Source organism: Streptomyces sp. NBC_01092, from assembly GCF_045039535.1.
Classification (GTDB): Bacteria; Actinomycetota; Actinomycetes; order Streptomycetales; family Streptomycetaceae; genus Streptomyces.
On record NZ_CP108659.1, the window covers coordinates 3,938,547 to 3,959,417 of the forward strand.

Genomic DNA, 20,871 nt, shown 5'->3' on the forward strand with positions numbered 1-20,871 from the left:
CGTCCATATCCCGGGATTGGGCTGCTTCGGACCGTCCGTCACACGACCCGAGGACTACGCTGCTGTGTAGACGTCCCAGACCCCGGCGGCATGCTGTTGCTGAACACAGATGGCTGCGGGGTGCGGACTCTTCGTCCGTCACCCGGCGCCTCCATGGAGGGAACTGGGTGGGTCCTCTGTCCTGCTGCACAGGCTGTCGGACCGGCCGTTGCTCTGTCTCCGCCGAAAGTACGCCCCTGCCGGGAGCGCGCCCAGGGTGCCGGAACTCCGGCTCACCGTGCCGCTGCCGGATGGTCTCCCGAACCGAGGCGTCATGCCCCTCTCACAGCTCACCGTCCACCGCCATGGCCAAAGGAAGCAGGCGCTGATCACCCTGTCCGGTGAGATCGACCTCGAATCCGCCCTGCGACTGCACCATCCGCCGACGACACTGGCTCGGATTCTCGACCTGACCGGCTGCGGGTTCCCGCTCCTCGGCTTTCCGTTCGGCCACCTGCCACCTCCTCCCGGCGACACCCCGGCCGCGCCCCGTCCAGCCCCGCCGCACCGGTCTGTCCCGCTTGCGCCTGTTCTCTTGGGTGGTGTGCGATGACGGCCGGACCCGGGCGGGGACAGTCACGGCAGCCGGGGGACGGCGGGCCGTCCGCCGTGGCTCCTGTGTGGTTGCGTCGGCTGAGCCGTTGGCTGGTGGAGGGCCTGCGTGAGGATCTGGCGGGGCTGTATGTGGAGTCCCGTGCAACGCCGCCGGGTGGTCCATACCGCCGTCCCAGCCGCCAGAACTTCCTGAACCGTCTCACCGCGGACATGCGCCGACCGGGATTCGCCATGGTGATCGCCGAGACGGACAGCCTGATGGGATGCGCCTTCGGATTCCCGGTACGCGGCGACGGTTCCTGGTGGCTCGGCTTCGAAGGCACATTGCCGCGCAGCGTCGGGCAACTCACGGTGTCCGGCGGCGTCTTCGCATTCGCTGACATCATGATCCGGCCGCACCCGCAGGACCGGGACCTCGCCCGTCGCGTGCAGAAGCGGCTGCTGACCGACCACCAGGCATCACTCGGCGCCACCTTGGTGGACCGGGCCGATCGCCAGGCCCTCGCTGCGCTCCGCTCATGGGGGTGGCTGGACATCGGAGAGCTTCGCAGGCCACTGGGCGCCACCACGTTCCGCGCGCTGGTACTTCCCCTCGGGGAACGCACCGCGGCGAGGCCGGAGGGCGTTGTCACGATGCCTGGAGGCGGTGGCCCCAGTGGGGTCTGACAGGCGGTCGACCCGCATTCGGATGCTGGTGGCCGAGCAGGCGGTCCGACGAGGTGTCCGGGTGAGTGTGGTGGACGTATGCACTGCGGCCGTGGCCGCGCTGCCGGTCGGCGGGGCCGGGCTGTCGGCGATGTCCCGGACCGCGGCGAGCCATCCGCTGTGCAGCACCGACGACATCAGCGAGCAACTGGAAGAGCTCCAGCTCACGCTGGGTGAAGGGCCCTGCGTGGACGCCTTTGTACGCGGCTCGGCCGTCCTGGCACCCGATCTGCTCACCACTGAACTTCAGGATCACTGGGCCGTGTTCGCCGATGCGGCCCTGGAAGCCGGAGCCCGCGCGGTGTTCTCGCTCCCCCTGCAGAAGGGGGCGATCAGCCCGGGAGTTCTGGACCTGTACTCCAACATTCCGACCGTACTGGACACGGAGGAACTGGCCGACGCACTGGCGTTCGCCGATCTCGCGACGCTGCTCCTGCTCGACACAAGGATCGACGAGGCGGGCGCGCCGACCGGCGGGCCGATGCCGGACCGCAGCTTCGAGGACCTGGGCGCATACCGAGCGGAGATCGACCAGGCCAGCGGCATGCTCACGGTTCAGCTCGGAGTCGGCATCGAAGAAGCCTTCGTCCGGCTCCGCGCCTATGCCTATGTGCAGGGACGCCGGCTGGCGGACGTGGCCGCCGACGTGGTGGCCCGACGGCTTCGTTTCTCCCCGGACGCGGAGCCGGATCAGGCCGGGGAGGAAACCTGACGCATCGGTGCCCGGCCGAGGGAACTTGCCGTACTTTCCGCCCCTTCGGGCAGAGACTAGTCTCAATCGAGGGTGCCCACGATGGATCAACATCTTCTGGCCAAGACCTTCGTCGAGCTGGCCGACAATCTGGTCGCCGAGTTCGACATCATCGACTTCCTGCGCTTGCTGACCGACCGCTGCGTCAGCATGCTCGACGCGAGCGCCGCCGGAGTGCTGCTCGCCGACCGGGACGGCAGACTCCGCGTCATGGCCGCCTCGGACGAACAGGTACGCCTGCTGGAGCTCTTCCAGCTCCAGAACGACGAAGGCCCCTGCCTCGAGTGCTTCCGCACCGCCGTACCGGTGATCGTCCCCGACCTCGGCACGGCGACCGCTCGCTGGCCGCGCTTCGCAGTGGCGGCCCAGCGCAGCGGGTTCGGCGCGGTCCAGGCTCTGCCGATGCGTTTGCGGGACGAGATCGTCGGCGCCCTGAACCTCTTCCGCACCACCCCCGGCCCCTTCGACCCGGCCGCCACACCCGTCGCCCAGGCCCTGGCCGACGTCGCCACCATCAGCCTGCTGCAACAACGCACCACTCAGCGCAGCACGGTGCTCAACGAACAACTGCAGACGGCGCTGAACAGCCGGGTACTGATCGAACAGGCCAAGGGGAAACTCGCCGAACGCCAGGACATCGACATGGAGCAGGCGTTCACCGCTCTGCGCGGCTACGCCCGCGCCCACAATCGGCGCCTGGCCGATGTGGCCCGTGCCCTCATCGACGGCTCCGAACCCCTCACCGGCCTGGGGTCCTGACCCACGCGATGCGGAGCGGACAACGGACGAGGAACCGCACGACCGGTGTTTGAGATCCACGAGGCGGGCTACTCACAGAGGCGTCCGACGGCCGTCCTGGACGAAGGCACCGGAGAGCTGAGCTCACAGCTCCCGGAGCCGTCCGCCGGGTGCGCACGCCGTCGTCTCAGGTCCGCCGCGTGGAGGCGCCTCAGTGCTCGGCGAAGCTCCCGCTGTATCGGTTCCGAGAGCATCCGGTCCTTCGTCGTGGCGACCAGGGCCGCGGCCACGTCCCGGAGCTTGATGTTGCAGTGCTGCGACACGTCCACCAGCAAGTCCCAGGCCCCCTCGCTGGAACACGGGGCCAGGGCCATCACCATGCCTCATGCCTGGTCGATGACCGCACGGCTCGCCAGCGCCCGACCCAACTGCTGGTTTCTGGCGCGCAGTTCGACGACCTCGGCCAGCAACGCCGCGTACCCCTCAGAGGGCACAGTCCTCAACAGCCGCTGTTCTTCACGGGGTGGGGTCATTTGGTGCATGGTCCGTACCTCACAGGGCAGTCACCCCCGTCCCTGGATGATCAGCGGCGCGCCAGTTGCCGTTCGCCGGCCGCACCGGGCTTGTAGGGCAGTCCGTAGTGCTTGAAGACCGCTTCCTCCTGCTCGGCGGGCAGCACATCGTCGGTGCCGATCGAAGGGGCCTGCTTCACCAGCGTTCTGACATAGCCGACCCTGAGATAGCCCGGCCCGACGATCGCGTCCTCAAGAGGGACGAAGACAAGACGATGCCGGGTGGGCAGCCCGGTGCGTACCGTGGCCATGGCCGGCTCATCGGTGGTGGTGTCCACATAGACCGCCTCCAGGACACCGATCTTGTGCGACTCGGTATCGACGACATCGCGGTTGCGCCATTCTCGGACGTCGGCTGCGTGAATCATGATCTCTCCCTACCTGGACGACGTGCCTTGCGGTCGTGAGTCGCCCCCTGGTTCTCCGCGTGAAATCGCCGCAGCGCACGCTGCATCCGCATCGGGAGCGACTTGCCCTCCCAGGCGGCGACCAGGGCCGAGGCCGCCTCCGGAAGTTTGACGTGCACTGCCGAGAGGCATGCACCAGCAGGTCCCGGGCCGCTTCACGGGTCACCTGCGGTGCTCGCGGTCCCGACGGTCCTCGCGCCGCCAACGCGCCCGGTTCTGACGGCTGTAGCGACGGTCCCAGCGTTCCTGGCGACTCCGGCGCTCCTGGTAATCCCGGTAGTCCCCCAGATCGGAACTGCCGCTGCGGCTCCGGCCGCCGCCGCGATCGCGGCCGTGTCGGGTGGCGGCGTAGACCAGCACCGCCGCAGCCACCCACCAGATGGGATCGAGGAAGCCGAAGCCGAACAGGAACGCGATGAGGATGAGGAGCAGGGCTAACACGGTGGGCCTCCCCGGGAGCGGGACACGGCATCGATACCGGGGACTGGGGCCTCACCCCACAGCGTAGTCCTGCCCAAGGGTTGCGGATAGCGTGCGACGTAAGCGCGTCCTGCCTGGCCTGGATGGCTGCTTGAGACCTGTTGGGGAACTGCGGCGAGGTCTAGCGTGCGACATGCCGCCCCTGCCCTCGGCGGCGTCGCACCGCCAGCGCGCTCTCCAGAGGGCGCACCCTGCGCATCGGTGCCGGAACACGCCGCGTCACGAGCGCGGCCGTGCCCGTACGCGCCATCGTCACGCAATCCCGGTCGCGCCCCTATGCGCCCCGAGCGGGCATCGGTCTGCCGCCCGCCGCGTCGAACGCATCCCACACCAGGCGGTACACATGTACGCGCTGATCATTCCCGCTTCGACCCCCTTCGTCCTGCTCGCCACCGTGATGGCCCTGTCCTGGTGGGAGGACCACATCCTGCCGACGCCGCCGACCGACTCGGCCGAAGCCCCCGCCGAGGCTCCGCTCACCCCGGCGGCCGGCAGCACGGCGTAGCTGTGAATCAAGGAAATCCCCGCTGGCGGTGGCAGGCACCGGTACAGCCGCAGCCGCAGCCGCAGGTAACTGCAGCACGAAGGCAGGACCGGCCGGCTCTCCGGAAGCCTGAAACAGGCCCTCGACCAGAGCGGGACCGAGGAAATGCGGCAGACCATGGTCGAAGCCCGAAGCCTCTTCGAAGCACTGGTCACCGAATTGCATGCACCTTGTAGAGGCCCGCGGATCCGAAGAGGAACCAGGCCCGGCAGCGATGACGAACTCGCTGCCCAAGCGAAATGACCAGTTGCAGGGCCCGCATCTCATCTGCGCCGTTTCAGTGCGTCTGCCATGCGCGGGAGTTCCTCGTACAGCACCCGGCCGACCAGCGCACCGCCGAAGACGACGACACCCACGCCGAGCAGCCAGGACTGGATGACGAGGACGGTTCCGACGGGTCCGTAGGTGACGGCGTTGGACGCGATCAACGGCGAGAAGACGAGCCTGGAGAAGACCCTCAGGCCGAGCAGCCCGATCACGGTGGCCACGGCGCCGGGCAACAGGGCACGCCAGCGGATCCTCCCGCCGAGCAGCAGGCGCTGGGACCACCACAGCAACAGGACGGCACTCAGCGACGCGACGGCCCCACCTGCCAGGGGTTCACGCCGCAGCGTGGTGGTGGCGGAGACGTAGAGATATCCGGTGAGGACGCCGAGCCACACCACGTGCCGCCACCTGGCCCACCAGCGGGCCGACGGCAGGCTCCAGACCTTCTCATAGCCGGTCTGCACCGCCGCCCCGAAGCTCAGACCGAACACGGCCAGGGAGGCGACTCCGAACGCGGTCGTGGTCCGCAGGGCCTGGCCGGGCCGGGTGAACAACTGCTCGACCTGCCGCCTGGAGGCCGTCGACACGCCAAGCCCTTCCCCCAGCCACTGCGCGAACCCCCGCCCGTGCTCGGGATCGGCAGAGGAGACAATGATCAGCAGCGGCACCAGTGTGAGAAACCCCAGCGCGGCAAAGCCCAGCGAACGCGACCACAGCTCAATATCCCTGCTCCGCCGCCATCCGCGCCCGACTGGCGAACGGCTGATCACGCGGTGGAACGGCCCGAACCGAGAGGAACGGTCCGCGGCACCGGAAGGCTTCATCGACATGTCTGTCGACTACCACGGTCGCAACCCCTGCCGCGGGAGGGCGCGACGCAGAGATGCCCGGATAACCTGGAAGAACAAAGGGCTACCGGGCTCAGCGGGCTGCGACTGCCCGAGGGGGCGGCTCGTACCGGCCCGGATCAACGGCTCAGGAGGCAGGCCATGATCCATTCAGCCGATATCCGTGAGTGGCGCAACCACAGCGTCGTCGACCCGAAGGGCCACAAGATCGGCGTGCTCGAAGCGGTGTACGTCGACACCACCACCGACGAACCGACTATGGCCACGGTCCGTACCGGACTCCCCACCCGCCACCACCTGGCCTTCGTCCCCCTCGACGAGGCGACCCTCGGACCGGACTATGTCAAGGTCTCCTACACCAAGACGCTGGTGAAGAAGGCACCCTCGGTCGGCATGGACGACATCCTGCCCGCCGAGTCAGAGGAAGCGATCTTCCAGCACTACGACATGCCCTACCAGACGGGCGCACGCGGCGAGCGGCAACTCGCGCGCCGCTGATCGCCCGCGCTCAGCCACCCAAGGGAGGCGTACGCGTCATGGCCCTCTTTCTGTTTCTCCTTCTGGTCGCCGTTGTGCTGGGAATCATCGGAGTGGCCGCAGAAGGGCTGGGCTACCTGCTGATCATCGGCATCGTGATCCTTGTAGCTGCGCTGGGTCTCATCGCCGTCCGCTGGTCCCAGCGCACCGGTCACCGCCCCGTCCGATAACGAACGGCACCCTGTTACTCCGTGGAAGCCCAGGCCAGTGGGACCGTTCCCGAGGTGTCGTCGGCCCAACAGGTCGGCGCGGCGCTGGAGCGGGAGCGGGAGTTCCGTGCGGCGCCGGCATGTGCCTCGGTCCCGGTGACGGCGTCGGGGTGCCTGTGGGAGCAGGAATTCACGGTCCGGAAGGCGGATATGAACCGCCGTGACCGGCACGAGCAGCCGGAGGCCGAGCTGGTGCCGGCGTCCGCCGAAGCATGGGACGTGACGTTCCGGCAGACCGGTCCGGTGCTGTCCGAGATGGAGCCGGACGACAAGGTCGTCGGAGTGATCCGGCACGGGCAGATCGTCGAGGTACGGGACGCCGACGGGCGGCGGCAGCAGACGTCCGTCGGCCCCGTGGGGTGGCCCGCGGACCGTCTTGGCGGCGCGCTCGCCAGCATCCCGATCGGCCTGACGGCGCTCGCGGGACGGCTGTGGTCCCTTCTCGCGCGGGGCAACCGGCGTCACACCACCGCGGCGACCGTGGTGCGCTGGCACGGCGTCGGCATCGGCGGCGCCGCCCTACTGACGCTCTGGGCGCAGTCGGCGAACGACTGGCCGATCTGGGCGATACCGGCGGTCTGGGGGCGCTCGCGCTGATCCTCCTCGCCTGCATGACGGGCTTCACCATCGCCGCCCTGCGCGGCGATCTGGAGGACGATGCGCCGTCCACGCCGCCCGGAACGCGGACACCGGAGCCGGAGAGCGGTCGCTCCTGATCCGGGGCGAGGGCTGAGGGCCGAGGGCCGGAGCGCCCGCTTCAGCCGATCTCCCCGATCGCCCCCTGCCCTCCGGCGCCCCGCCTACGCCGCCACAGGCGTCGGCGTCAGCCCCAGGTTCCGATGGATCTCGAACGCCGCCGGCGAGCGGTTCAGGGTGATGTAGTGCAGGCCCGGAGCGCCCTCGGCCAGCAGCCGGCCGGCCATCTCCGTGGCGTGGGCCACGCCGATGCGGTGGCCCTCGGCCGGGTCGTCGCGGGCCGCGTCGAGGCGCTGGGCCAGGTCCTCGGGGAAGGATGCGTTGCTGAGCTGGGCGAAGCGGCGGATCTGGCGTACGTCCGTGGCCGGCATGATCTCCGGGATGACCGGGGTCGTACAGCCCGCCGCCGCCACCCGGTCCCGCAGGCGCAGGTAGTCCTCCGCGTCGAAGAACATCTGCGTGATCGCGTAGTCCGCCCCGGCCCGGCACTTGGCGACGAAGTGCCGGATGTCGCTCTCCCAGTCCGGTGAGCGTGGATGGCGCTCGGGGAACGCCGCGACGCCGATGCTGAAGTCGCTGATGTCCCGTACCAGGGAGACCAGTTCGTGGGCGTGGGTGAAGCCCTCGGGGTGCGGGATCCAGGGGCCGTTCGGGTCGCCGGGCGGGTCGCCGCGCAGGACGAGGACGTCCCGGACTCCGGCGTCCGCGTACTGGCCGATGATGTGCCGCAGTTCGGCCACGCTGTGGTCCACGGCGGTCAGATGGGCGACCGGCCGCAGCGTGGTCTGGGTCGAGATCCGGCCGGTCACCTCGACCGTGCGGTCCTTCGAGGAGCCTCCCGCCCCGTAGGTGACCGACACGAAGGTCGGTGACAGCGGCTCGATCCGGCGTACGGCGTCCCACAGGCTGCGGGTGCCGGACTCGGTCTTCGGGGCGAAGAACTCGAAGGAGAACGTGGGCGTGCCGGCCGCGAGGTCGCGGGCGAGCACCTCGCGCAGAGTCTGCGGAGTCGGCAGAGTCGTCGTCATGCTTCTTCCTCGGGGGACTGGTGAGTCCGGCCCGTACGGGGAGTCCGTACGGGCCGAGGAGCGGGCGCGCATCCGACGCGCGCCGTCACAGCGTGGCGAGACCCAGCACCAGCGGGGCGGCCGACACCAGCACCAGGACGATGGGCACCGGAACGCCCTTGACGTCCTTGACGCGCAGGTGCGAGATGACCGCGCCGATGAAGAAGAGCACCACGCCGATGGCGGCGGCGATGCCCAGCGGCCGGTAGAAGATGCCGATCAGCAGGCCCGCGGCGCCGGCGAACTTCAGCAGCGCCAGCATGGTGTACCAGCTGCTCGGGACGCCGAGCCGGGTCAGCGTCTCCACGATGTCCTTGTCCTTGACCAGCATGCTGCGGCCGGAGAACACCAGCAGGAACGACACCACGACGGCCAGCACGATGTATGCGATGAACATGACTTTCTCCGGGGAAGTTGGAGTGGCGAGCGGAGCGGAGCAAAGGGGAGGGGAGGGGAGGGGGAAGTTCTTGCCCTGTGCTGCCGGGCCTCGTGGCCTCCCCCGCCCCCGCCGTGTCAGGCCTCGGGGTTGTAGGGGGACTTGGCGCGGGCCTCGTGCAACGCGTTGCCCCACCAGGCGAGTTCGTCGAGCATCACCTTGAGGGCGCCGTTCGTGCCCTCGGTGTCATTCGGGGTGCCGTCCTCGCCGAACGCCTCCCAGTAGAACGGGAAGGCCAGCCCGTCGCGGATGGTGACGGCGTGCATCTCGGCGAAGACCTGGCGCAGCTGCTCGACGGCGCGCAGGCCGCCGCTCTGGGCGCCGTAGGAGACGAAGCCGACCGGCTTGGCCTGCCACTCGGTGAAGTGCCAGTCGATGAGCGCCTTCAGGGAGGCCGGGAAGCTGTGGTTGTACTCGGGGGTGACCACGACGAACGCGTCGGCCGCGGCCAGCTTCGCGGAGAGCGGGAGCATCTCGGCGGGGCGGAGCTCCTCGGTCGCCATGGCGGGCGGCGTCGCCGGAAGGACGAGCGGCAGCTCCGTCTCGGAGAGGTCGACGACCTCGACGTCGAAGGCGCTGTGCTCCTTGGCCAGACCGGCGAACCAGTTCGTCACGACCTCACCGAACCGGCCCTCGCGGACCGAGCCGAGTATGACGGCGAGCTTCAGGGTGTTCGTGGACATGCGGCGTTGCTCCTTCATCAAGGGCTTTCAAAAGGGCTTTCCAAGGGCTTTCTAAGGGCTTCCATCGAGCGACACGGCGTCGAGCCGGGCCAGTTCGCCGTCGGCGAGGGCGATGCCCGCCGCGGCGACGTTCTCCTCCAGGTGGTCCAGGCGCCGGGTGCCGGGGATCGGGGTGACGGGGATCCCCCAGACCCGGGCCCGGTGATGCACCCAGGCCAGCGCGATCTGGCCGGGCCGCACACCGCGCTCGGCCGCGATGTCGCGCAGTACGCCGGGCAGGTCCTCCCGGCCGGGGAAGGTGCGGGCCACCCGGGCGATCTGCGCCGAGCGGTCGCCCCGGGCGCTGAGCAGCCCGCGTCCGTTGGGCGAGAACGGCACCACGCCGACGCCGAGTTCGGCGCAGACCGGCACCATCGCCTCGATCCGGCGGGCGCCCAGCGACCACTCCGACTGCACGGCGGAGACGGGGTGCACGGCGTGGGCGCGGCGCAGTTCCTCGCCGCTGACCTCGCTGAGCCCGATGTGGCGCACCTTGCCCTCGGCGACCAGGTCGGCCATGGCGCCGATGGTCTCCTCCAGCGGCACGTTCACCTGCGGACGCGCGAGGTAGTAGAGGTCGATGACATCCGTGCCGAGGCGCTTCAGGCTGGCCTCGCAGGACGACCGTACGAAAGGTGCGTCGCCGCGCATCGACCAGCTGTCGCCGGGGCCGAAGACCACGCCGAACCTCGTGCACAGCACGGCCTCGTCGCGGCGGTGACGGACGGCCCGGCCGACCATCTCCTCATTGCGGCCGCGGCCGTACATGTCGGAGGTGTCGATCATCGTGGCGCCGAGGTCCAGCGCGTGGTTGATGACGGCGGCGGCCTCGGACGGGCCGGTCGACGTGGCCGGTTCGGTCATCCGCATGCAGCCGAGTCCCTGGACGGGGACCCTGAGGCCGGTGCTGCCCATGGGGGTGGTGGGGAGTGTCGTACGCATCCCTGTCATCCCTTGTCCGGTACGGCGGCCGCGGCGGGGTGCGCCGTGGTGCGGGCGGTCTTGCCGACCAGGTGGTTGATCACCAGGGCGGACAGGGCGCACAGGGCCGCCACCACCCACATCACGAGGTGCCAGGCGTCGGTGTACTGCTCGGCCAGGAAGGCGTGGGACTCGCCGCCGAGGTCGCCCGCGGCCACCCGGCCGGCCCGTTCGCGGCCGCCGACCTCGGACTGCATCAGGCTGATCAGGGCGGCGCCGAAGACCGCGAGGACGAGCGCGTTGGCGCCGCCGCGGGCGGTGTTGAGCAGGCCGGAGGCCATGCCGATGCGGTCGGGGGCGACGTGCTCCATGGCCTGGGCGTCGATGAGCGCGGCGGCCAGGCCGTTGCCGACGCCGATCAGCAGGAGCGGGCCGACGAGTTGTACGGCGCCGGAGCCCGGGGCGAGCACGGTCATCCAGGCGTTGCCGCCGGCGATCAGGGCGATGGCCAGGGTGATGAGGAGCCGGGCGGACACGCCCTGGTTCACGAGTTTTCCGGTCAGCGGGGGCACCGCCAGGACCGGCAGGGTCATCGCCAGCATCAGGGTGCCCGCGTCCCCGGCGGAGAAGTCGCCCGCGCCCTGGAGGTAGGTCGGCAGGTAGACCAGCACGCCGACGGTGCCGACGGCCGTGGTCAGGGCGGCGAGCAGCCAGCCGGTGAAGGGGCCGCCGCGCAGCAGGGCCAGGTCCAGGACCGGGTGTTCGGTGCGGCGTTCCACGGCGACGAAGACCGCGAGCATGAGCAGGCCCGCGCCCAGGAAGACGAGCACCCTCGGGCTGGTCCAGCCCGCCGACGCCACCTGGTTGGTGCCGTACATCAGGCCGATGATGCCGAGGACGAAGGCGATGGTGCCGGGCAGGTCGAACCTGGGCCGGTGCTCGGCGGCGGACTCCTTCAGGACCAGGGTGCCGGCCACCAGCAGGAGGCCGACGCCGGCGAAGGCGCCGAACATCGCACGCCAGCCGAGGGCGCTGACCAGCCAGCCCGCGAAGGTGGGGCCGAAGGCGAGGCCGACGCCGACCGTGGTCCCGACCATGGCGAAGGCACGGGTGCGGGCGGGTCCCTCGAAGCTGCTGCCCAGGATGGCGCCGCCGCCGGCCATGACACCGGCCGCGCCCACGCCGGACAGGGTCCGGGCCGCGTCCAGCACCAGCACGTGCGGGGCGAACGCGGCGGCGGCCGTGCTGGCGACGTAGAGCACCGCCCCGATGGCGAAGATCCGGCGCCGGCCGAAGAGGTCGCCGAGGGAGCCCGCGATCAGCATCAGACAGGAGGCGGCCAGGAAGTACCCGGTGACCACCCACTGCAGGGCGCCACCGCTGCCGCCCAGGTCGGCGGCGATGCGCGGGAGCGCGACGCTCGTGCCGGACATCGCCATCGGAACGATCAGATAGCCGAGGAGCACGGACCCCAGGGTCAGCGTGGCTCTGACACGGCTGCCCGAGTCCGGAGGGGATCCGGGGCCGGACGGCACCCCGGCCTGGTCGAGCTTCTGCGAAGCGCTCATGAAGGTAAAGTACAACGTGCATTGCACTGTGTAAAGTGGTCGTTGTAATCGACCAGGAGGTGCCACGATGGCCAGTGCAGACAGCGGGCAGAACAGGCCGCGCAAGGGGTTCCCGGAGAAGCGGCGGGCCATCCTCGACGCCTCCCGGAAGGTGTTCGGCCGGGTCGGCTACCAGGGCGCGAGCATCGACATGATCGCCGGCGAGGCGTCGGTGTCGACGCGCACGATCTACAACCACTTCGAGAACAAGGAACAGCTGTTCGCCACCGTGCTGATCGAGAGCTCGGAGCAGGTGGCCGCCGCCCACGAGGCGATGATCGAGCGATGTCTCGGCGGGACGTCGAGCCCGGCCGGTCTGGAGGCCGACCTGGTGGCCCTCGCCATGGACTGGGTGCGGCCGCGCCCGGAGTTCACCGACCACTTCGCGATCGTCGCCCGGATCAACGCCGAGGGCGAGAACTTCCCCGGCGACCTGCACGACGCCTGGCAGAAGGCCGGCCCGCTGCGGGTGCAGCGCACGCTCGCCGCCCGGATGGCCCGGCTCGCCGAGCGCGGCCTGCTGCAGGTACAGGACTCCGAACTCGCCGCCCAGCACTTCGTCGTCCTGGTCACCAACACCTGGGGCCGGGACCGGGCAGGCGTGGACGCGCTGTCCGACGCCGAGACGCACGACATCGCGGCGGCGGGCGTCCACGCCTTCCTGTACGGCTATCTGCCCCGGGGCGCGCGCTGAGCCTCAGTGCCCGGTGTTCGGGCCCTGCCCCGCGTTCCACACCAGGTCGAAGGTGAACCGCCGGATGCGCCAGCCGGCCGGGGTGCGCGCCACCTCGGCGTCGTAGTGCCCCCCGATGTCGAAGTGCGCGGCCGGCTCCTCCCGCTGCCGCACGTGCACCGCCATCAGATGGGCACGCACGCGTGCGGCGTCCTCGTCGCCCTCGGGGTAGAGGTCGACCTTGTAGTTCCCGGCGAGATGGTGCGTGCGCTCGAAGGTCGTGCGGGCCATCTGCTGGAAGCCCGCGAGGCCCTCGAAGCCCTTGTACTCGCCGAACGGGAAGGTGAGCCGGACGTCGGCGGTGAACACCGAGTCGAACCAGGTGTCGTTGTGCCGGTCGGCGTCCAGGTGGTGGACGTAGCGGTCGCACAGCTCGGTGATCGCGGCGCGGTCGGCGAGGGTACGAACCTGGGCGCCGATCCGCGCCAACTCGTCAAGGGTGGTCATGGCTGCTCCTGTGCTCGAAGGGTCGGTTCAGTGGCCGGCGCCGCGCCAGCCGCGGGGGCCGGCGAAGCCCTGGGCGCGTTCCGGGCGGCGCCAGCGGGCCACGGCGCGGTGGCGGCGGGACAGGTCGTCGGGCTCGGCGCCGGCGGCGGCCGTACGGGACAGCAGGACCGCGGTGAGCGCGGCCAGTTCCTCGGGGTCGGGGCTGCCCTTCTCGACGCGGAAGAGCTGGGTGGGAGTGCTCGGGCTCATGGCTTCGTCCCCTGTCACTGCGGCGGGTTTCCGTGCTTGCGGCGGGGCAGGTCGGCGTCCTTGCCGGCCAGCATGGTGATCGCCCGGCAGAGCACCGAGCGGGTCTCGCGGGGGTCGATCACGTCGTCGACCAGGCCGCGTTCGGCGGCGTAGTAGGGGTGGACCAGCTCGGTGCGGTACTCCTCGATCTTCCGGCGGCGCATCGCCTCGGGGTCCTCGGCGGCGGCGATCTCCCGGCGGAAGACGACGCCCGCGGCGCCCTCGGCGCCCATCACCGCGATCTCGTTGGTGGGCCAGGCAAGGGCGATGTCCGCGCCGATGGACCGGGAGTCCATGACGATGTAGGCGCCGCCGTACGCCTTGCGCAGCACCACCGAGACGCGGGGCACGGTCGCGTTGCAGTACGCGTACAGCAGCTTGGCGCCGCGCCGGATGATGCCGTCGTGCTCCTGGTCGACGCCCGGCAGGAAGCCCGGCACGTCGACCAGGGTGACCAGCGGGATGTTGAAGGAGTCGCAGAACTGCACGAACCGCGCGCCCTTCTCGCTGGCCCTGATGTCCAGCACTCCCGCCATCGAGGCGGGCTGGTTGGCGACGATGCCGACGACATGGCCGTCGAGGCGGGCCAGCGCGCACACGAGGTTGGTCGCCCAGCCGGCGTGCACCTCCATGTACTCGCCGTCGTCGACGAGTTCCTCGATCACCGCGCGGATGTCGTACGAGCGGTTGCCGTCCGCGGGGACCAGGTCGAGCAGGCTGTCCCCGGCCCGGTCGACCGGGTCGGCGCCGCGCACGGTGGGCGGCAGTTCGCGGTTGTTGGAAGGCAGCAGGGACAGCAGATAGCGCACCTCGGCCAGGCAGTGCTCCTCGTCGTCGTAGACGAAGTGCGCGACGCCGGAGACACCGGCGTGCACGTCGGCGCCGCCGAGTTCGTTCTGCGTCACCTGCTCGCCGGTCACGGCCTGGACGACGTCGGGGCCGGTGATGAACATCTGGGAGATGTCCCGCACGGCGAAGACGAAATCGGTCAGCGCGGGCGAGTAGGCGGCACCGCCCGCGCAGGGGCCGAGCATGACCGAGATCTGCGGGATCACGCCGGAGGCCCTGGTGTTGCGGCGGAAGATGCCGCCGTAGCCGGCGAGCGCGGACACTCCCTCCTGGATCCGGGCGCCGGCGCCGTCGTTGAGGGAGACCAGCGGGGCGCCGGCGGCCAGCGCCATGTCCATCAGCTTGTGGATCTTCTGGGCGTGGGCCTCGCCGAGGGCGCCGCCGAAGATCCGGAAGTCATGGGCGTAGACGAAGACGGTACGGCCGTCGACGGTGCCCCAGCCGGTCACCACCCCGTCCGTGTACGGCCGTTTGGCCTCCAGTCCGAAGCCGGCGGCGCGGTGCCGGCGCAGCGGCTCGACCTCCGTGAAACTGCCCTTGTCCAGCAGGAGTCCGATGCGTTCCCGGGCGGTCAGCTTGCCCTTGGCGTGCTGCCGTTCGGTGGCCTTCGGGTCGGGGCCCTGGCGGGCCTGTTCCTTGATGTGGCCGAGTTCCTCGACGCGGCCGGTCGTGCTGATCGCCGTGCTGCTCTCCCCCATGTCACTCCTCGTGTGTCGGTGTCGGTGTGCGCGCCGGCAGGGCCATGGACAGGACCGGCCGCGCGGCGGCGATCTCCTCGGCGGCCTCCCGTCGCGGCAACCGCGCGATCCGGTCCGGGAGTTCGTGGAGTACGGCCCGGTGGCCGGTCGTCGCCGCGACGGCGAGGGCGGCCACGTGGTCGGGGCAGCCGTGCAGGTCGGCCACGAGCCAGCCGTCCGGTGCGCGGTGTCCGCCGGCGCTCGCGTGGACGCCGAGGTAGTCGTCGCCGACGCCGTGACTCAGTCCCGTGCCCAGGCCCTTGAGGTACGCCTCCTTGCGGCTCCACAGCTGCGCGAAGACCCTCGGCCGCCGCTCCTCGGGCGCCCGCAGCACCTCGTCCCGCTCCGCCGGGTGCAGCCGGGGCAGGCACACCTCCACCGTGGGTGCGGTGGGCACGCGTTGGACGTCCACGCCGACCGGGCGCGCGGCCACGCCGTACAGGACGAGGCCGTGGCTGTGGGACAGGGAGAAGTGCAGCGGTCCGGGCAGGACGGGACGACCGTGCGGGCCGCCGCAGTACGGGCACGGGGCCCGGCGCAGCCGGAGCAGGCCGGGGGCGGTCCCGGTGTACGCCGACAGCAGCCGGCGCAGCACGATGTGCGCGTGCAGATAGTCCAGCCGGGCGTCGGGCCGCAGGAAGCCGGCGGCCCGCCGTCGTTCCTCGGCGTCGAGCTCGGAGACCGCCTCCGGTTCCTCGTCATCGGTGGGTGGGCGCAGGGCCCACAGGTGCAGTTCCCCTGGGGCGAGGGAGGCGCGGGGGACCGTCATGGGCTACCGCCGGCGAGCCCCGCCGCCAGCCCGGCGGCCGCCTCGCCGAGCGTCCCCTCGTACAGCAGGTCGGCCGGTATCTCGATGCCGAGTTCGCGCTTCAGGGCCCGCTGGAGCTGGAGGGCCAGCAGCGGGTGGACGCCCTGGCGGCGCAGGGGGCGGGCGGCGCTGAGGCGGTGGGCGGGCGGGACGCGCAGACGGAGCTCCAGCTCGCGGCGCAGGCAGGTCTCCAGGGTGCGTACGCGGGTGTCGGCGGGCATGGCGCGCAATGCGGTGGGGCTGGGCAGGACGGACAGCGGGGAAGGGTGCCGCGGCGCCGCTGCGGCGGGTCTCGGTGTCATGGCGTACCGCCTTTCGTGGAGTGCGTGGGCGCGTGGGACGGCCCGCCGTCCGCTTCCCCGCCGGGGGAGCCGCTCCCCCGCCGCTCCACGGCCAGCGCCACCACCGCCGCCGCCACCGACACCAGACCGCCGGCCAACAGCCCGGCGCGTGCGCCCAGTTGCTGGGCGAGCCAGCCGATGAGCAGGGCGCCCAGCGGGGTCGATCCCTGGAGGATCAGGGTGTAGAGGGCCATCACCCGGCCCCGGTAGTCGGGGTCGCTGCCCAGCTGGATGCGGTGGTTGGCGGCCTGCGCGAAGTACAGGGAGGCGAAACCGGTGAGGGCCAGCAAGGCCAGCGCCGACCCGAAGTCGGGGGCCCACGCCGCCGTCGTCTCCAGGGCCCCGAAGGCGAGCGCGGAGAGGACGACCGTACGGGCCGGCGGGCGCGCGCGGCGTCCCGTGCCGACCAGTGCGGCGAGCAGGGAGCCGGCGGCGAACGCCGTGGTGAGCAGGCCGAAGGAGGCGGCGTCGGCGTGGAAGACGGTCTTGGCGAGCAGGGGCAGCAGCAGCTGGAAGTTGAGGCCGAACAACCCGACGACCGCGATCAGCGCGACCGGAAGAAGCAGGTCCGGACGCCCTGTCACATACCGCAGCCCGTCGGCCACCCCGCCCTTCACGGCCGCCCGCCCCGACCGGTGCAGCTCCGACGTCCGCATCAGGCGCAGCCCCACCACGGTCCCGGCGTAGCTCGCCGCGTTCAGCAGCATCACCCACCCGGTGCCGGACGCGCCGATCAACAGGCCCGCGAGGGCGGGACCGGCGACCCGGGCGACGTTGAAGTACGCGGCGCTCAGCGCGGAGGCGTTCGGCAGCAGTTCCGCGCCGACGAGTTCACTGACGAAGGACATCCGGGCGGGCACCTCGACGGCGTTGACGGTGCCGAGGGCGAGCGCAAAGAGGTAGACGTGCCAGAGGCGGGCGGCGCCGGTCAGGTCGAGGAGCGCCAGCGTCAGGGCCAGGGCGCCGGAGGCGGTGTTGGCCCACACGAGCAGGCGCCGCTTGTCGTGCCGGTCGGCGAGCCGGCCGCCGTACAGGGTGAACAGCATCAGCGGCGTGAACTGCAGTGCCGTCACGGTGGCGAGGGCTGCGGCGGAGTCCCCGGTCAGGGACAGCACCAGCCAGTCCTGCGCCACGACCATCATCCAGGTGCCCGCGACGGAGACGAGCTGACCGGCGGCGAAGAGGCGGAAGTTGCGCACGGACAGGGAGCGCAGGCCGCTGGGGAGAGTCATGCCGAACATGGTGGGCATCGCGGGTCAGCGCCCGGTCGGGGCGCACTCGCGCTGGGCGAGACACTCCTCCAGGAAGCCGAGGGCGCGCAGATGGTAGGAGCGGGCGGCCCAGCCGAGGCTGATGTTGTGCCCGGCGCCGGGCAGCCGGTCGACGACGACGCGCGGCGCGCCGCCGAACTCCGCCCGCAGCGCCGCGAGGGTGTCGTCGTCGTGCCGCCACCATGCCTCGTACTCGGCGAAGGTCAGCCGCACCGGGACGCGGATCCGCCCGGCCAGCGACGCGAACGTCTGAGGCCAGCGCAGCGCCTCCTCCCGCTCCCGCACGGGCATGGGGGCGACCAGCGTGTCGCTGTCGCGGAAGGTGCCCGGCGGATACAGGCGCAGCTTGCCCCAGTTGCGGCTCCAGTGGCCGTGGCCGCGCTCGTCGGGCAGCTCGCGCGGCGCCACGGCGTAGCGGTGCCCGAGCCCGGAGACGTCCAGGCCGAGCAGGCCGCCGCCCCGCTCCCCGGCGGCCGCGGTGAGGGCGAGTTTGCCGCCGTAGGAGTGGGCGAGCAGGAACAGTCCCGCGCCGGTGTCGTACCGCAGGGCGTGGTCGTCGAGGGCGGCGTGCAGGGCGTCCGCCTGCTCGGACAGGCGCTGGCCGTCGGGCAGTACGGCGGCGGAGGCGCCGTAGCCCGGCCGGTCCACGGCGAGGACCGTGTAGCCGAGACGGGCGCCCAGGGCGAGCAGGGACTGGCCCGGGTGCGAGCGGCCGTCGAAGTAGCCGGCGCTCATGCCGCCGCCGTGCAGGGCGACGACGGTGGCGCGCGGGGCGCCCTGCGCGGGCTCGGCGAGCAGCGCGGACAGGGTGAGCCCGGCCGCGTCGAGGGTGATCCGGCGGATGCCGGGGGTGGTGGCCGGGCTGATGACGGTCATGCGTCCCCCGTGGGTCGGCGTCACAGCTGCACGGCGCCGGCGTCGATGCAGGACAGCAGGGTGCGGGCCTGGACGTTGACGTAGTGCCCGTGGGCGGTCAGCGCGCCCAGCTGGGCCGGGGTGGCCCACTGGTAGCCGGCGGGCGGGGCCGACGGGGTCTGGGAGTCGTCGGTCTCGATGAAGAGGTAACGGCTCTCGGCGTTGAGGAACCTGCCGCCCTCCTCCGAGTGGATCGCCGCGTAGCGGACGCGATCGGCGGGGGCGTCGAGCGCCAGGTCCAGGAACGGCGGGCGGTCGGCGGGCGGCAGGTGCTCCCAGTTGCCGGGGTTGGCCTGCACGGTCGGCGCGAGTTCCACGGTGTCCAGGAACCCGGCCTCCACCTTGGCGTTGACCAGCAGGTGCGGCACGCCGCCGATACGGCGGTACAGGAACGCGGTGACCCCGGTGCCGGTCGGCTCGAACAGTGGCTGGTCCCAGCCGGTGACCTCGCGGTTGCCGGCCTCGACGCGGACGCCGACGACCCGGAAGTAGCGGCCGTCGGGGCGCTCGACCACGTCGTCGCCGAGGCGCCAGCCCTCGACCTCGTTCAGCGGGATCCGCCGCATGTCCACGTCGTGCCGGGAGCGCTCGATGGTGAACCAGGACTGCAGCTCGGCGTCGGTGAGCAGGGCGCCCGCGGAGGTGTGCACCGGCGGGAAGCAGGCGATGACCGTACGGGCGTCCATGTTGACGAGGTTGTCGCGGCGCAGGAGTTCGCCGAGCTGTCCGAGGGTGAGCCAGCAGAAGTCGTCGTCGAGCGGGACGTCGGTGTCCGCGCCGACCTCGACGAGCATGTTCCGGTTGGCCTTGCGGTAGAACCACGAGCCGTGCTCGGACTGGAGCACGTCCGCGTGGACCAGGGCGCGGTCCGCTCCGGCGAAGTACTCCAGGTACTTCACCCTCGAACCCCGGTGCACGGTGGAGTAGTTGCTCCGGGTGGCCTGCACGGTCGGCGACAGCTGGAGGATGTTGCGGTTGCCGGGCTCCATCTTGGCCTGCATCAGGAAGTGCAGGATGCCGTCGAACTCCTTGGCGAGGATGCCGAGGATGCCGACCTCGGGCTGCCGGATGATGGGCTGCTGCCAGGAGCGCACCGAGCCCTCGCTCAGGGTGACGTGCAGCCCTTCGACGCTGAAGAACTTCCCCGTGTGGTGCACCAGGTTGCCGGTGCCGTCGGCGAAGGACCAGCCGTCGAGCTCGCCGAGCGGGCGGCGCTCGACCCGGAAGCGGTGGGCGCGGGACCGTCCGGCGAGCCAGTCGTCGACGTCGGCGGTGCGCAGGGCGTGCCCGGCGCCGGTGGCGGCGGCCGAGCGGGCCAGGCGGGTGGCCAGGTCCTCGGCGGCGCGGGAGCGCAGGGAGGGGGCGACGGGTGCGGTCACGACAGGGCCTCCTCGCCGCCCGTGACGACGAACGTGACCGTGCGGCGCAGCGCCTCGTCCAGCGGCGTCGCGGGACTCCAGCCGGTGGCGGTGCAAAACGCCGAGGCGTCGATGGTGACGCTGCGGAAGTCGCCGGCCTCGGCGTGCGCGGGCGGCGGCACGGAGACCACCGGCACGGCGGGCTTGCCCGTCTGCTCGGCGACCAGGGCGGCCACGGTCCTAAAGACGTCGCCGAGCGGCTCGCCGCGGCCGGTGCCGAGCAGCCAGTGCCGGCCGGCGAGCGCCTCCGGGTGGTCGACGGCGGCGGCGAAGGCGCGGGCCACGTCCTCGACGTAGAGCAGGTCGCGGCGGACCGTGCCGTCGTGCCACATGGTGATCGACTCCCCGGACAGGGCGCGGCGCGTCATGAAGGTGACGACGCCCTTGTCGCGGGCGGTGGACTCGGGGCCGTAGCCGTAGACGGTGGGCAGCCGGATCGCGGCGCCGCGCAGCACGCCCTCGGCGTCGGCGGCCAGCAGCAGGCGTTCGGCGGCGAGCTTCTGCCGGTCGTACTCGCCCTTGGGCCGGTCGGTCTCGGTGCCGTCGAGGACGTCCTTGTCCAGGGGACCGGCCTGCGAGGCGGCGCCCGCCCAGAGCACGGTGACCGGGGAGCCGTCGGCGCTGCGGCGCTCGCGCAGGGCCTCGACGAGGTCGCGGACCAGGCCGACGTTGACGCGCTCGGCGGCGGTGTCGCCGTCCTCGACGCGCCAGGTGGTGGCGCCGGCGCTGTACAGCACGGTGTGGATCACCACGTCGGCTCCCTCGACCGCCTCGGCGACGGCGCCGGGTGCGGTGAGGTCGGCGGCGCGCACCTCGATGTCGGCGCGGGCGTCCGCGGGGACGGGTACGGGACGGCGGGAGACGGCCCTGATGCGCAGCGGGCGCCGGGCGAGTTCGCGCAGGACCGCGGAGCCGACGAATCCGGTGGCGCCGAGCAGCACCACGAGCGGGGGGTTCACGGGC

The 20,871-nt window shown here is 71.5% G+C and carries 28 protein-coding genes; 8 read left to right on the top strand and 20 right to left on the bottom strand.

Annotated elements, in window-relative coordinates:
- Positions 1 to 322 precede the first annotated feature (322 nt).
- Complete coding sequence (locus OG254_RS17625; protein ID WP_405582826.1) at positions 323 to 493, bottom strand: hypothetical protein; 171 nt, start codon at positions 491 to 493, stop codon at positions 323 to 325.
- Between the two features lie 95 nt (positions 494 to 588).
- Between OG254_RS17625 and OG254_RS17630 the strand changes: the two genes are divergently transcribed.
- The 3 genes from OG254_RS17630 to OG254_RS17640 all read left to right on the top strand — a co-directional run bounded on the left by OG254_RS17630 (position 589) and on the right by OG254_RS17640 (position 2,809).
- The gene (locus OG254_RS17630; RefSeq protein WP_405582828.1) at positions 589 to 1,260 is read left to right on the top strand and encodes a hypothetical protein; all 672 of its coding nucleotides are present in this window, start codon (positions 589 to 591) and stop codon (positions 1,258 to 1,260) included.
- 91 nt (positions 1,261 to 1,351) lie between these two features.
- The gene (locus OG254_RS17635; protein WP_405582830.1) at positions 1,352 to 2,011 is read left to right on the top strand and encodes an ANTAR domain-containing protein; all 660 of its coding nucleotides are present in this window, start codon (positions 1,352 to 1,354) and stop codon (positions 2,009 to 2,011) included.
- Positions 2,012 to 2,092: 81 nt separating this feature from the next.
- On the top strand, positions 2,093 to 2,809 hold the full coding sequence (locus OG254_RS17640) for an ANTAR domain-containing protein (protein WP_405582832.1): 717 nt from the start codon (positions 2,093 to 2,095) through the stop codon (positions 2,807 to 2,809).
- A 68-nt stretch (positions 2,810 to 2,877) separates the two neighbouring features.
- Here OG254_RS17640 and OG254_RS17645 read toward each other — a convergent pair whose 3' ends face one another.
- The 4 genes from OG254_RS17645 to OG254_RS17660 form a co-directional block, all read right to left on the bottom strand.
- On the bottom strand, positions 2,878 to 3,168 hold the full coding sequence (locus OG254_RS17645; protein WP_405582834.1) for an ANTAR domain-containing protein: 291 nt from the start codon (positions 3,166 to 3,168) through the stop codon (positions 2,878 to 2,880).
- Positions 3,169 to 3,171: 3 nt separating this feature from the next.
- On the bottom strand, positions 3,172 to 3,321 hold the full coding sequence (locus OG254_RS17650; protein ID WP_405582836.1) for a hypothetical protein: 150 nt from the start codon (positions 3,319 to 3,321) through the stop codon (positions 3,172 to 3,174).
- Positions 3,322 to 3,371: 50 nt separating this feature from the next.
- Entirely contained in the window at positions 3,372 to 3,728 is a 357-nt protein-coding gene (locus OG254_RS17655; RefSeq protein ID WP_405582838.1) for a PRC-barrel domain-containing protein, read from the bottom strand.
- Between the two features lie 201 nt (positions 3,729 to 3,929).
- Entirely contained in the window at positions 3,930 to 4,208 is a 279-nt protein-coding gene (locus OG254_RS17660) for a hypothetical protein (RefSeq protein WP_405582840.1), read from the bottom strand.
- Between the two features lie 382 nt (positions 4,209 to 4,590).
- On the opposite strand from OG254_RS17660, the gene OG254_RS17665 reads away from it, so the two are divergent.
- Complete coding sequence (locus OG254_RS17665; protein ID WP_405582842.1) at positions 4,591 to 4,752, top strand: hypothetical protein; 162 nt, start codon at positions 4,591 to 4,593, stop codon at positions 4,750 to 4,752.
- A gap of 302 nt (positions 4,753 to 5,054) precedes the next feature.
- Here the strand turns inward: OG254_RS17665 and OG254_RS17670 are convergent, their stop codons facing one another.
- Positions 5,055 to 5,888, bottom strand: a complete 834-nt coding sequence (locus OG254_RS17670) for a ribonuclease BN (protein WP_405582844.1) — start codon at positions 5,886 to 5,888, stop codon at positions 5,055 to 5,057.
- A gap of 159 nt (positions 5,889 to 6,047) precedes the next feature.
- Between OG254_RS17670 and OG254_RS17675 the strand changes: the two genes are divergently transcribed.
- From OG254_RS17675 to OG254_RS17685, 3 genes are read left to right on the top strand one after another with little or no spacing between them, the layout of a single operon-like run.
- Positions 6,048 to 6,404, top strand: a complete 357-nt coding sequence (locus OG254_RS17675) for a PRC-barrel domain-containing protein (protein ID WP_405582846.1) — start codon at positions 6,048 to 6,050, stop codon at positions 6,402 to 6,404.
- 38 nt (positions 6,405 to 6,442) lie between these two features.
- Complete coding sequence (locus OG254_RS17680; protein ID WP_405582848.1) at positions 6,443 to 6,613, top strand: hypothetical protein; 171 nt, start codon at positions 6,443 to 6,445, stop codon at positions 6,611 to 6,613.
- Positions 6,614 to 6,667: 54 nt separating this feature from the next.
- Positions 6,668 to 7,249, top strand: a complete 582-nt coding sequence (locus tag OG254_RS17685) for a hypothetical protein (protein WP_405582850.1) — start codon at positions 6,668 to 6,670, stop codon at positions 7,247 to 7,249.
- A gap of 203 nt (positions 7,250 to 7,452) precedes the next feature.
- Here the strand turns inward: OG254_RS17685 and metF are convergent, their stop codons facing one another.
- The 5 genes from metF to OG254_RS17710 all read right to left on the bottom strand — a co-directional run bounded on the left by metF (position 7,453) and on the right by OG254_RS17710 (position 12,062).
- A complete protein-coding gene (metF, locus tag OG254_RS17690; RefSeq protein ID WP_405582852.1) occupies positions 7,453 to 8,376 on the bottom strand; it encodes a methylenetetrahydrofolate reductase [NAD(P)H] in 924 nt (307 codons plus the stop codon).
- Positions 8,377 to 8,461: 85 nt separating this feature from the next.
- Positions 8,462 to 8,812, bottom strand: a complete 351-nt coding sequence (locus tag OG254_RS17695; protein WP_147993946.1) for a DoxX family protein — start codon at positions 8,810 to 8,812, stop codon at positions 8,462 to 8,464.
- 116 nt (positions 8,813 to 8,928) lie between these two features.
- Entirely contained in the window at positions 8,929 to 9,534 is a 606-nt protein-coding gene (locus OG254_RS17700) for an NADPH-dependent FMN reductase (RefSeq protein ID WP_405582854.1), read from the bottom strand.
- Between the two features lie 51 nt (positions 9,535 to 9,585).
- A complete protein-coding gene (locus OG254_RS17705; RefSeq protein WP_405582856.1) occupies positions 9,586 to 10,515 on the bottom strand; it encodes an aldo/keto reductase in 930 nt (309 codons plus the stop codon).
- A gap of 5 nt (positions 10,516 to 10,520) precedes the next feature.
- Positions 10,521 to 12,062 carry an MFS transporter gene (locus OG254_RS17710; protein WP_405582858.1) on the bottom strand — a complete coding sequence of 514 codons (1,542 nt, stop codon included), beginning with the start codon at positions 12,060 to 12,062 and terminating at the stop codon, positions 10,521 to 10,523.
- 67 nt (positions 12,063 to 12,129) lie between these two features.
- On the opposite strand from OG254_RS17710, the gene OG254_RS17715 reads away from it, so the two are divergent.
- Complete coding sequence (locus OG254_RS17715) at positions 12,130 to 12,795, top strand: TetR/AcrR family transcriptional regulator (RefSeq protein ID WP_351191761.1); 666 nt, start codon at positions 12,130 to 12,132, stop codon at positions 12,793 to 12,795.
- A gap of 3 nt (positions 12,796 to 12,798) precedes the next feature.
- Here the strand turns inward: OG254_RS17715 and OG254_RS17720 are convergent, their stop codons facing one another.
- Genes OG254_RS17720 through OG254_RS17760 form a run of 9 tightly spaced genes read right to left on the bottom strand, consistent with a single transcriptional unit; the run spans position 12,799 to position 20,867 of the window.
- Positions 12,799 to 13,281, bottom strand: a complete 483-nt coding sequence (locus tag OG254_RS17720) for a nuclear transport factor 2 family protein (RefSeq protein ID WP_405582861.1) — start codon at positions 13,279 to 13,281, stop codon at positions 12,799 to 12,801.
- Positions 13,282 to 13,308: 27 nt separating this feature from the next.
- A complete protein-coding gene (locus OG254_RS17725) occupies positions 13,309 to 13,530 on the bottom strand; it encodes an acyl-CoA carboxylase subunit epsilon (RefSeq protein WP_405582863.1) in 222 nt (73 codons plus the stop codon).
- A 14-nt stretch (positions 13,531 to 13,544) separates the two neighbouring features.
- Positions 13,545 to 15,116: an acyl-CoA carboxylase subunit beta gene (locus tag OG254_RS17730; protein WP_405582865.1), complete on the bottom strand. Its 1,572-nt coding sequence runs from the start codon at positions 15,114 to 15,116 to the stop codon at positions 13,545 to 13,547.
- A 1-nt stretch (position 15,117) separates the two neighbouring features.
- Positions 15,118 to 15,924 carry a 4'-phosphopantetheinyl transferase family protein gene (locus OG254_RS17735; protein WP_405582867.1) on the bottom strand — a complete coding sequence of 269 codons (807 nt, stop codon included), beginning with the start codon at positions 15,922 to 15,924 and terminating at the stop codon, positions 15,118 to 15,120.
- The gene (locus OG254_RS17740) at positions 15,921 to 16,265 is read right to left on the bottom strand and encodes a phosphopantetheine-binding protein (protein ID WP_351191771.1); all 345 of its coding nucleotides are present in this window, start codon (positions 16,263 to 16,265) and stop codon (positions 15,921 to 15,923) included. Before OG254_RS17740 ends, OG254_RS17735 begins: the two co-directional genes overlap by 4 nt.
- Positions 16,262 to 17,536: an MFS transporter gene (locus OG254_RS17745; protein ID WP_405582869.1), complete on the bottom strand. Its 1,275-nt coding sequence runs from the start codon at positions 17,534 to 17,536 to the stop codon at positions 16,262 to 16,264. Before OG254_RS17745 ends, OG254_RS17740 begins: the two co-directional genes overlap by 4 nt.
- A 24-nt stretch (positions 17,537 to 17,560) precedes the next feature.
- A complete protein-coding gene (locus OG254_RS17750) occupies positions 17,561 to 18,451 on the bottom strand; it encodes an alpha/beta hydrolase (protein ID WP_405582871.1) in 891 nt (296 codons plus the stop codon).
- Positions 18,452 to 18,471: 20 nt separating this feature from the next.
- Positions 18,472 to 19,869: an NDP-hexose 2,3-dehydratase family protein gene (locus OG254_RS17755; protein ID WP_405582873.1), complete on the bottom strand. Its 1,398-nt coding sequence runs from the start codon at positions 19,867 to 19,869 to the stop codon at positions 18,472 to 18,474.
- Positions 19,866 to 20,867: an NAD-dependent epimerase/dehydratase family protein gene (locus tag OG254_RS17760; protein ID WP_405582874.1), complete on the bottom strand. Its 1,002-nt coding sequence runs from the start codon at positions 20,865 to 20,867 to the stop codon at positions 19,866 to 19,868. The genes OG254_RS17755 and OG254_RS17760 overlap by 4 nt, the downstream gene beginning before the upstream one ends.
- Positions 20,868 to 20,871: the final 4 nt, after the last annotated feature.